At 72.0% G+C, this 10,169-nt stretch carries 10 protein-coding genes; 7 read left to right on the top strand and 3 right to left on the bottom strand.

Annotated features, from left to right (window positions below; all coding sequences use genetic code 11):
- The first annotated feature begins 137 nt into the window (after positions 1-137).
- Entirely contained in the window at positions 138-662 is a 525-nt protein-coding gene (gene rplQ, locus ACFVIM_RS28480; protein WP_384307100.1) for a 50S ribosomal protein L17, read from the top strand.
- A gap of 107 nt (positions 663-769) precedes the next feature.
- Complete coding sequence (gene truA, locus ACFVIM_RS28475) at positions 770-1,627, top strand: tRNA pseudouridine(38-40) synthase TruA (protein ID WP_384307097.1); 858 nt, start codon at positions 770-772, stop codon at positions 1,625-1,627.
- A 38-nt stretch (positions 1,628-1,665) separates the two neighbouring features.
- Here truA and ACFVIM_RS28470 read toward each other — a convergent pair whose 3' ends face one another.
- Positions 1,666-2,694: a hypothetical protein gene (locus tag ACFVIM_RS28470; protein ID WP_384307095.1), complete on the bottom strand. Its 1,029-nt coding sequence runs from the start codon at positions 2,692-2,694 to the stop codon at positions 1,666-1,668.
- 55 nt (positions 2,695-2,749) lie between these two features.
- Here ACFVIM_RS28470 and ACFVIM_RS28465 point away from each other — a divergent pair, with 55 nt between their 5' ends.
- The 4 genes from ACFVIM_RS28465 (at position 2,750) to glmM (ending at position 7,218) form a co-directional block, all read left to right on the top strand.
- Positions 2,750-4,372, top strand: a complete 1,623-nt coding sequence (locus tag ACFVIM_RS28465) for an ABC-F family ATP-binding cassette domain-containing protein (protein ID WP_384307092.1) — start codon at positions 2,750-2,752, stop codon at positions 4,370-4,372.
- A gap of 298 nt (positions 4,373-4,670) precedes the next feature.
- Positions 4,671-5,114, top strand: a complete 444-nt coding sequence (gene rplM / locus ACFVIM_RS28460) for a 50S ribosomal protein L13 (protein WP_384307090.1) — start codon at positions 4,671-4,673, stop codon at positions 5,112-5,114.
- A gap of 41 nt (positions 5,115-5,155) precedes the next feature.
- Positions 5,156-5,674 (top strand): 30S ribosomal protein S9, encoded by a 519-nt coding sequence (rpsI, locus tag ACFVIM_RS28455; RefSeq protein ID WP_384307087.1) that lies wholly within the window; start codon positions 5,156-5,158, stop codon positions 5,672-5,674.
- Between the two features lie 182 nt (positions 5,675-5,856).
- Positions 5,857-7,218 (top strand): phosphoglucosamine mutase, encoded by a 1,362-nt coding sequence (gene glmM / locus ACFVIM_RS28450; RefSeq protein WP_384307084.1) that lies wholly within the window; start codon positions 5,857-5,859, stop codon positions 7,216-7,218.
- Positions 7,219-7,375: 157 nt separating this feature from the next.
- On the opposite strand, the gene ACFVIM_RS28445 is transcribed toward glmM, so the two are convergent.
- Positions 7,376-8,323 (bottom strand): DUF389 domain-containing protein, encoded by a 948-nt coding sequence (locus ACFVIM_RS28445; protein ID WP_384307082.1) that lies wholly within the window; start codon positions 8,321-8,323, stop codon positions 7,376-7,378.
- A 43-nt stretch (positions 8,324-8,366) separates the two neighbouring features.
- The gene (gene coaA, locus ACFVIM_RS28440; RefSeq protein ID WP_384307080.1) at positions 8,367-9,464 is read right to left on the bottom strand and encodes a type I pantothenate kinase; all 1,098 of its coding nucleotides are present in this window, start codon (positions 9,462-9,464) and stop codon (positions 8,367-8,369) included.
- A 200-nt stretch (positions 9,465-9,664) separates the two neighbouring features.
- On the opposite strand from coaA, the gene ACFVIM_RS28435 reads away from it, so the two are divergent.
- Positions 9,665-10,033, top strand: a complete 369-nt coding sequence (locus ACFVIM_RS28435) for a holo-ACP synthase (protein WP_384307078.1) — start codon at positions 9,665-9,667, stop codon at positions 10,031-10,033.
- Positions 10,034-10,169 lie beyond the last annotated feature (136 nt).

Raw genomic sequence — 10,169 nt, 5'->3', positions numbered from 1 at the left:
GCCCGGCCCCGCGCGCTCTGATGGCGCCCTCGATATCCGAGCCGCCTGAGACGCCTGAGACTTTCCCCGGACGACCGTTCGGGGGGAACTGACACCGGTACCTGGTACGGCCGGTGCAGCACACAAGGAGAAACACCATGCCGAAGCCCACCAAGGGTGCCCGTCTGGGCGGCAGCGCCGCGCACGAGCGTCTGATGCTGGCGAACCTCGCCCGCTCGCTCTTCGAGCACGGCCGCATCACCACCACCGAGGCCAAGGCGCGCCGTCTGCGCCCGGTCGCGGAGCGCCTGATCACCAAGGCGAAGAAGGGCGACATCCACAACCGTCGTCTGGTCCTCCAGACGATCACGGACAAGGGCATCGTCCACGCGCTCTTCACCGAGATCGCTCCTCGCTACGCCGAGCGCCCGGGTGGCTACACCCGTATCACCAAGATCGGCAACCGTCGTGGTGACAACGCGCCCATGGCCGTGATCGAGCTGGTCGAGGGCGAGATCGCCAAGAAGGCGACCGTCGCCGAGGCCGAGGCCGCCGCCAAGCGCGCCGTCAAGGAGGACGCCCTCAAGAAGGAGGACGCGGCCACCGAGGACGCGCCCGCCGAGGCCGCCGCCGAGCAGGTCGAGGACGCCAAGCCGGAAGGCACGGAGTCCAAGGACGCCTGAGCGTTCTGAAGGCTGGTCGGACGGGCCCGCTCCCTCGGGGGAGCGGGCCCGTTCCGCTGTGTCCGCACGGGCGGGTGTGCCCGGTGGGCTCTGAGAGGATCGATGACGTGAGCGATGACGTGGAGCCCGGGGCGGTACGGGTACGGCTGGACCTGTCGTACGACGGCAGGGACTTCTCCGGCTGGGCCAAGCAGGCGGGGGGACGGCGGACCGTCCAGGGGGAGATCGAGGACGCGCTGCGCACGGTCACCCGCTCCCCGGTGACCTATGAGCTGACCGTCGCCGGGCGTACCGACGCCGGGGTGCACGCGCGGGGTCAGGTCGCCCATGTCGACCTTCCGGCGGAGGTCTGGGCCGAGCACCGGGAGAAGCTGCTGAAGCGGCTCGCCGGGCGGCTGTCGCGCGATGTGCGGATCTGGCGGGCCGAGGAGGCCCCGGCCGGGTTCAACGCCCGCTTCTCCGCGATCTGGCGCCGGTACGCCTACCGGGTCACCGATCACCCCGGCGGCGTCGACCCGCTGCTGCGCGGACATGTGCTCTGGCACGACTGGCCGCTGGACGTGGACGCCATGAACGCGGCCTCCGAGCGGCTGCTGGGCGAACACGACTTCGCCGCCTACTGCAAGCGGCGTGAGGGCGCCACCACCATCCGTACCCTCCAGCGGCTCTCCTGGGAGCGGGACGCGGCGGGGATCATCACCGCCACCGTGCGGGCGGACGCCTTCTGCCACAACATGGTGCGTTCGCTGGTGGGCGCGATGCTCTTCGTCGGGGACGGGCACCGGCCGGTGGAGTGGCCCGCGAAGGTGCTGGCCGCCGGGGTGCGCGACTCGGCCGTGCATGTGGTGCGCCCGCATGGCCTGACGCTGGAGGAGGTCGGCTACCCGGCCGACGGACTGCTGGCCGCGCGGAACCGGGAGGCCCGCAACAAGCGGACGCTGCCGGGGGCCCCGGGCTGCTGCTGAGGGGGTCCGACTCCGCGTCCGCGGCCCGTCGCCCCGGATCAGCCGCCGGTGGCCGCCGCCCGGGCCTGGGCCTCGCCCCGGCGGACGATCTGCCGGAAGGTGAACTCCGCCAGATCGTCGCCCGCCCGGAAGGCGGCCTTGTCATCCTGGGTCACCGAGCGGCCGTCGGTGTGGCCGGTGGCGGTGAAGTAGGCGTACCGGCCGTAGGAGTTGGCGGTGAACCGGCAGACCGGGCCGCCCTTGCAGAAGGTGGGGACGCCGTCCCCGGCCAGGGGCGCGACGCTGCCGCGTGACTGGCGCAGGGCCCGCTGGGCCTCCTTCTCCTCGCCGAAGACGGCGACACCGACCGTGACCGCGACCCCGTCCTTGCGGTACGTGGCACGGAGGACCTGGTCACAGCCGTTGGCGGTGAGGACCGCGCCGAGGCCGTTCTGGACGCCCGAGGCGCAGTTCCCGGCACGGGCGGTGGCGCCCTTGGTGTAGCTCCGTTCGCCCAGGGTCAGCTTCCGGCCCGGGAAGAGGGTCGAGAGGCTCAGCGGCGCGGTGTCCTTGCGCTCGGTGGAGATGTACTCCTCCGGGTCGGGCGGGGGCGGTGGGACCACGGCGGAGAAGGTCGGCTCGGGCTGGGCGGAGGCACCGGTCAGCGGCTCGTTCCCGGTGGCCCGCCGGTCTCCGTCGCCCGCCGAGACGATGGCGGTGGCGACGATCGCGGCGACGGCCGCGGTGGCGAGGACACCGCCGCCGACCAGCAGCCAGCGCTTGCGCCGGGCCCGTACGGCCGAGGCGTCGGCGAGGGCGGCCCAGTCCGGGGTCCCCCCGCCCGGCGGGGCGCCGAACGGGGCCGTCGGCGGCGGTCCGTACGGTCCCGGCGCGGCGGCGAAGGGGGGTGGCCCGGTCGGAGGAAGGCCCTGGTGGGGTGGCTGCCCCGGCCCCTGGGGATCCGCCGCGTGCTGGCCCTGGGCGGACGTTCCGTAGGGATGGTGCGGGTCCCGCGGCTGACCGGAACCGTACGGACCCTGACGCTGCTCGCCGGACCCCCGCGGAGGTCCCCCCTGGCCAAAGCTCATGCCGCGCATATTAATCCGGTTGGGCCGACGGGGGAGCGGGAGTCATCATCGGACGATGGGACATCTCGAAGCCGCGCATCTTGAGTACTACCTCCCGGACGGACGGCCGCTGCTCGGCGACGTCTCCTTCCGGGTGGGGGAGGGCTCGGTGGTCGCCCTGGTGGGGGCGAACGGCGCGGGGAAGACGACTCTCCTGCGGCTCATCGCGGGCGAGCTGAAACCTCATGGCGGATCGGTCACCGTCAGTGGCGGGCTCGGGGTGATGCGCCAGTTCATCGGCTCCGTACGGGATGAGCGGACCGTGCGTGACCTGCTGGTCTCCCTGGCTCCGCCCCGGGTGCGGGAGGCGGCGGGGGCCGTCGACGAGGCCGAGCACCTGATCATGACGGTGGATGACGAGGCCGCTCAGATGCGGTACGCGCAGGCGCTGAGCGACTGGTCGGAGGCGCGGGGTTACGAGGCGGAGACGCTCTGGGACATCTGCACCATGGCGGCCCTCGGCGTTCCCTATGAGCGGGCGCAGTGGCGCGGGCTCGCCACGCTGTCGGGGGGCGAGCAGAAGCGGCTGGCGCTGGAGGCGCTGCTGCGCGGTCCCGACGAGGTGCTGCTGCTGGACGAGCCGGACAACTACCTCGACGTCCCGGGCAAGCGCTGGCTGGAGGAGCGGCTCAAGGAGACCCGTAAGACCGTGCTCTTCGTCTCCCATGACCGGGAGCTGCTGGCGCGCGGCGCGCAGAAGATCGTCAGTGTGGAGCCGAGCCCGGCCGGGTCCGATGTCTGGGTCCACGGTGGCGGTTTCGACACCTATCACGAGGCCCGTGCCGAGCGGTTCGAGCGTTTCGAGGAGCTGCGGCGGCGCTGGGACGAGAAGCGGGCGCAGCTCAAGCGGCTGGTGCTGGACATGCAGCAGTACGCGGCCCGCAGCGATGAGATGGCCTCCCGCTACCAGGCGGCCAAGACCCGGCTGCGGAAGTTCGAGGAGGCCGGGCCGCCGCCCGAGCCGCCCCGGAAGCAGGAGATCCGGATGCGGCTGCGGGGCGGGCGGACCGGGGTGCGGGCGCTGACCTGCCGACGGCTGGAGCTGACCGGGCTGATGAAGCCGTTCGACCTGGAGGTCTTCTACGGGGAGCGGGTCGCGGTCCTGGGCTCGAACGGCTCGGGCAAGTCCCACTTCCTGCGGCTGCTGGCCGGGGACGGTTCGGTGGCCCACACCGGTGAGTGGAAGCTGGGCGCCCGGGTGGTGCCCGGGCACTTCGCCCAGACCCATGCCCACCCGGAGCTGGAGGGCCGCACCCTCGTCGACATCCTGTGGACCGCGTACGCGCGGGACCGGGGCGGGGCGATGTCCGTGCTCCGCCGCTATGAGCTGGAGCGCCAGGGCGACCAGCCCTTCGACCGGCTCTCCGGTGGCCAGCAGGCCCGGTTCCAGATCCTGCTGCTGGAGCTGGCGGGGACGACGGCGCTGCTGCTGGACGAGCCGACGGACAACCTGGACCTGGAGTCGGCGGAGGCGCTTCAGGAGGGTCTGGAGACCTATGAGGGGACGGTGCTGGCGGTGACCCACGACCGCTGGTTCGCTCGTACGTTCGATCGCTATCTGGTCTTCGGGTCGGACGGGGTGGTGCGGGAGTCGACGGGCCCGGTCTGGGACGAGCGCCGGGTGGTCCGGGCCCGCTGACCTGCCTGGCTCTCCCGGCTCTCCCTGGGCCTCCCTGGCCTGGATCGGAGGGCTGTTTTGACCCCTGGGGAGGGCGGCGGGTAAGCTTCTGCTTCGTTATGCGTATTGGCTTGCTCTATCTCACGTGAGGGGCCCTTACGCCGGTCCACCGGGCCGATCACCAGCGGCGAGCACAGGGTTGCGTCACCCACGTGCTGCCAGTGCTGATGTGATCGTTCGTGTGGCCTTGTCAGGACCCGCTTCCCGAGCCTCAGGGCCCGTGGGAGTCCCACTCACTGAAGAAGCGAAGGCTACGACCGTGCGTACGTACAGCCCCAAGCCCGGCGATGTGACGCGCCAGTGGCACATCATCGACGCGCAGGACGTTGTCCTGGGCCGTCTGGCGACAACGGCAGCGAACCTCCTCCGGGGCAAGCACAAGCCGATCTACGCCCCCCACATGGACATGGGCGACTTCGTCATCATCATCAACGCCGACAAGGTTCACCTGTCCGGCAACAAGAAGACCCAGAAGATGGCGTACCGCCACTCCGGCTACCCGGGCGGTCTGCGCTCCGTCCGCTACGACGAGCTGCTGGCCAAGAGCCCCGAGAAGGCCGTCGAGAAGGCCATCAAGGGCATGATCCCCAAGAACACCCTGGGCCGTCAGATGCTCTCGAAGCTGAAGGTCTACGCGGGCGAGAACCACCCGCACGCTGCTCAGCAGCCGGTCCCGTTCGAGATCACCCAGGTCGCGCAGTAGTTCCGGCCATCCCCTAAGACGAAAAGAATCTGAGGAACATCGTGGCCGAGACCACCGCTGAAATCCCCGTCGAGGGCGAAGAGACCTACGCCGAGGTCACCACCTTCGAGTCGGAGATCCCCGTCGAGGGCGAGTACACCTCCGAGTCCCTCGCGTCGCGCTTCGGCGACCCGCAGCCGGCCGCCGGCCTGGGCCGCCGCAAGAACGCCATCGCCCGTGTCCGGATCGTCCCGGGCACCGGCAAGTGGAAGATCAACGGTCGCACCCTTGAGGACTACTTCCCCAACAAGGTGCACCAGCAGGAAGTCAACGAGCCCTTCAAGGTGCTGGAGCTTGAGGGCCGCTACGACGTCATCGCCCGTATCTCGGGTGGCGGCGTCTCCGGTCAGGCCGGCGCCCTGCGCCTGGGCGTGGCCCGCGCGCTGAACGAGGCGGACGTGGACAACAACCGCGGCCCGCTGAAGAAGGCCGGCTTCCTGAGCCGCGACGACCGCGCGGTCGAGCGCAAGAAGGCCGGTCTGAAGAAGGCCCGCAAGGCCCCGCAGTACAGCAAGCGCTAATCGCCTGCTCGGCCTGTTTGTCCGTACGCCCCGGCGGCACTCCGTGCTGCCGGGGCGTACGCCTTTCCGGCCTCCGTGCGCGTCCGGACGGGCGGGCACGGCACCACCTCGGGCTCCGGCGGGCATGTGCGGGTACATAGGCTCGTGATGACGGAGCACTACGGAGAAGTTCGGAGGAAGTTGTGGGACGACTCTTCGGCACGGACGGCGTGCGTGGTGTCGCCAACGCCGATCTGACGGCCGAGCTGGCGCTCGGTCTCTCGGTCGCCGCGGCACATGTGCTCGTCGGGGAGGCGGGCACCAGCGAGGGCCGCCGGCCCACCGCCGTGGTCGGACGCGATCCGCGCGCCTCGGGAGAGTTCCTGGAGGCCGCCGTCGTGGCGGGCCTGGCGAGCGCGGGCGTGGACGTGCTGCGGGTCGGTGTGCTGCCGACGCCCGCCGTGGCCCATCTCACCGGCGTCCTCGGCGCCGATCTCGGCGTGATGCTCTCCGCCAGCCACAACGCCATGCCGGACAACGGCGTCAAGTTCTTCGCCCGGGGCGGCCACAAGCTCGCCGACGAGCTGGAGGACCGGATCGAGACCCTCTACGAGGAGCACCGCACCGGCGCCCCCTGGGAGCGCCCCACCGGTGCCGGAGTGGGCCGGGTCTCCGACTACGCCGAGGGCTTCGACACCTATGTGGCCCATCTCATCGCCGTACTCCCCAACCGTCTCGACGGGCTGAAGGTCGTCCTCGACGAGGCGCACGGTGCCGCGGCGCGGGTCTCGCCGGAGGCGTTCGCGCGGGCCGGGGCCGAGGTCATCACCATCGGCGCCAGCCCGGACGGGCTCAACATCAACGACGGCTGCGGCTCCACCCATCTCGGCCAGCTGCGTGCGGCGGTCGTCGAGCACGGTGCCGACTTCGGTATCGCGCACGACGGTGACGCCGACCGCTGCCTCGCGGTCGACGGCTCCGGCGCCGAGGTCGACGGCGACCAGATCCTCGCCGTGCTGGCGCTGGCGATGAGCGAGGCGGGCACCCTGCGCGGGGACACCGTCGTCGCCACCGTCATGTCCAACCTCGGCTTCAAGCTCGCCATGGAGCGGGCGGGGCTGAAGCTGGTCCAGACGGCCGTCGGCGACCGCTATGTGCTGGAGTCCATGAAGGAGCACGGCTTCGCCCTCGGCGGGGAGCAGTCCGGGCATGTGATCGTGCTGGACCACGCCACCACCGGGGACGGCACCCTCACCGGGCTGATGCTCGCCGCGCGGGTCGCGGCCACCGGGCGTTCGCTGGCGGAGCTGGCGGCCGTGATGGAGAAGCTGCCGCAGGTCCTGATCAATGTGCCGGACGTGGACAAGTCCCGGGTGCGCACCTCGGCGGAGCTGGCGGCCGCCGTCCTGGACGCCGAGCGTGAGCTGGGCGCCACCGGGCGGGTGCTGCTGCGGCCCTCGGGGACCGAGCCGCTGGTGCGGGTGATGGTCGAGGCGGCCGACATCGACCAGGCCCGGTCGGTCGCGCAGCGGCTGGCGGACGTGGTGAAGTCGGCGCTGGGCTGAGCCGATGCGCTGACGGCCGGTGGGGCCGGTTCCCGGGAACGGGAGCCGGCCCCACCGTGCTGTACGGGGGCGGTGAGCGCGGCGTGGGAGGCCGGGGCCCGCCAGGGTCAGCGGCCGGGTTCAGCGTCGGGCCCGTGGCCGGGTTCAGCGGTGGGGTTCAGCGGGCGAGGGGCGACAGGGGCCGTTCGCGGCGGCGGGACCAGGCCCAGTGCTGCACCAGCAGGGTCACCGTGCCCGCCAGGATGATGCCCGTCAGATTGAGCAGAAGCTGTTCGGTGGAGCCCCAGGCCTGCCGGTACTCCTGGAAGCCGAAGGCGACGGCGGCGTTCGCGGCGGCGGGAATCGTGGTGACGGAGATCGCCACGCCCACCAGGGTGCCCGAGCGGGCCGAGGTCAGGGAGAGGGTGCCCGCGATGCCCGCCAGGACCGCGACCACGAAGGAGAAGGCGTCCGGCTGGTAGATAAAGCTGGTGTTGGGCCGGGCCGCCTCCAGCCCGGCGGCGTCGAAGAGCCCGAACCAGCTCATCAGCACGCTGAAGCCCACGGTGGCCACCATGGCCACCGCGAAGCCCGTGACCAGCGCCAGCGAGGAGCGCCACAGCAGCCGGGGCGCCCGGCGGACCAGACCGGTGCAGATCCCCGCCAGGGGACCGAACTCCGGCCCGACCGCCATGGCGCCCACGATGAGGATCGCGTTGTCCAGCACCACACCGCAGGCGGCGATCATCGTGGCGAGGGACATGAAGGCGATGTAGGTGACCGAGAGTGTCGACTCCTCGTGGGTGGCGTCGGCGAGCTGTTCCCAGAGCACCGCGTCGGCACCCTCCCCGGGCGCCTCCTCCTCGGCCCGCTCGGCCCGCCGGGAGAGACAGAGGTCGAGGGTGTCGACGGTGATCGCGCCGTCCTCGTCGAGGCGCAGCGCCCGCAGCGCCGTGATCAGCTCGTCCGCGGCCTCCCGCGCCACGTCGCACTGGACCAGGTCGCCCCGGGGGTCGTGGGCGGCGCCCGGGAGGACGACCAGATGGGCGGTGCCCACGCTCTGTTCCATCAGCGCCACCACCTGGGCGGTGCGGTCGGGCGGGGTGATCACTCTCAGATGCAGCACGCGGGACTTCCTTCGGGCGCTCGCCTGGTCGGGTGCTGGACGGTCAGAGCTTGCGCAGTGACAGGCGCTGGACCTTGTGGTCGGGTCCCTTGCGGAGGACCAGCGTGGCACGGCCGCGGGTGGGAGCCACGTTCTCCAGCAGGTTCGGCTTGTTGATCGTGCGCCACATGGTTCCCGCGTACTCCAGCGCCTCCTCCTCGGTGACCTGGGTGTACTTGCGGAAGTACGAGGTGGGGTCGCGGAAGGCGGTCGCGCGCAGCGTGCGGAACCGGTTGAGGTACCAGCGCTCGATGTCCTCCGGCCGGGCGTCCACGTACACCGAGAAGTCGAAGTAGTCGGCGAGGCCGACCCGGGTGCGGCCGTCCTTGCCGGGGAGGGCGGGCTGGAGGACGTTGAGGCCCTCCACGATCAGGATGTCGGGGCGGCGGACCGTCAGGCGCTCGCCGGGGACGATGTCATAGATCAGATGGGAGTAGACGGGCGCGGTGACCTCGTCCTTCCCGGCCTTGATGTCGGCGACGAACCGGGTCAGGGCGCGGCGGTCATAGGACTCGGGGAAACCTTTCCGCGACATCAGCCCCCGGGCCGTCAGCTCCTTCATCGGCAGCAGGAAGCCATCGGTGGTGACCAGCTCGACCCGGGGGTGCTCGGGCCAGCGGGCGAGCAGCGCCTGGAGCAGCCGGGCGACGGTGGACTTGCCGACGGCGACCGAGCCCGCGACCCCGATGACGAAGGGCGTGCCGCGCTGGGCGGCCTGACCGCCGCCCGCGTCCCCGAGGAAGGTGTTGAGGGCGCCGCGCAGCTCGCCGGTGGCGCGGACATAGAGGTTGAGCAGCCGGGAGAGCGGGAGGTACACCTCCCGTACCTCGTCCAGGTCGATCACGTCACCGAGGCCGCGGAGCCGCTCGACCTCCTCGGCGGTGAGGGGGAGCGGGGTCTTGTGGCGCAGCGCGCTCCACTCGGCGCGGGTGAGGTCGACATACGGGGTGGAGCTGCGGGCGGTGGTGCCGTGTGTGCCGTTCGTCCCGCTGGACGGGGGGCCCGCGGCGCCGGGCGCTAGGTGTGGGGGCGTGGCCGGACAGCCCTCGGGCGTTTCGTCCGGTGTGCTCTGTGACGCGCTCTGTGGCGGAGAAGAGATCACCTTCACATTGTCGGTGGTGTGCGCCGGGCGCGGGTGGTGTGCTCGGTCACGCCGGTCACGGCCGTAGGCTGCGGCTCTGTGCGGGACGGCCGGGAGCCGGTTGCGCCGGGTGGCTCCCCGGGGCGCCGGCGGGTCCTGATCCCGTGGGCGCGGCCGGGGTGGTCGTGCCGGACGAAGCCCGTGGAGGGGTGAGGGGTCACGTGATCATTGGGGTGGGGATCGACGTCGCGGAGATCGACCGGTTCGCGGCCTCCCTGCGGCGGACACCGGGGCTGGCGCGGCGGCTCTTCCTCGACCGGGAACTGCTGCTGCCCAGCGGCGAGCGGCGCGGCCCGGCCTCGCTCGCGGCGCGCTTCGCGGCCAAGGAGGCGGTCGCGAAGGCGCTGGGCGCGCCCGCGGGCCTGCACTGGACGGACGCCGAGGTGTACGTGGAGGAGAGCGGGCGACCGCGGCTGAGGGTGACCGGGACGGTGGCCGCCCGGGCGGAGCAGCTGGGGGTGCGCTCCTGGCATATCTCGCTGAGCCATGACGCGGGGGTGGCGTCGGCGGTGGTGATCGCGGAGGGGTGAGGGCCTGGGCCGCGGGGTGTGGCGCGGGGGTGGGGTCGCTCCGCCGGGCCGGGGCGTCCGTGGTCCGGGCCCGCCCCACCGGAGCCCGGACCAGCGGACGTCCCTGTCCGGGGACCGGGGGCGCCCCCTCCCGGTG

Origin of the sequence: Streptomyces sp. NPDC057638 (genome assembly GCF_042800315.1) — a bacterium.
Lineage (GTDB): Bacteria > Actinomycetota > Actinomycetes > Streptomycetales > Streptomycetaceae > Streptomyces.
The sequence above is the reverse complement of the archived record's forward strand: the minus strand, read 5'-3'. Positions and strand labels throughout refer to the sequence as shown.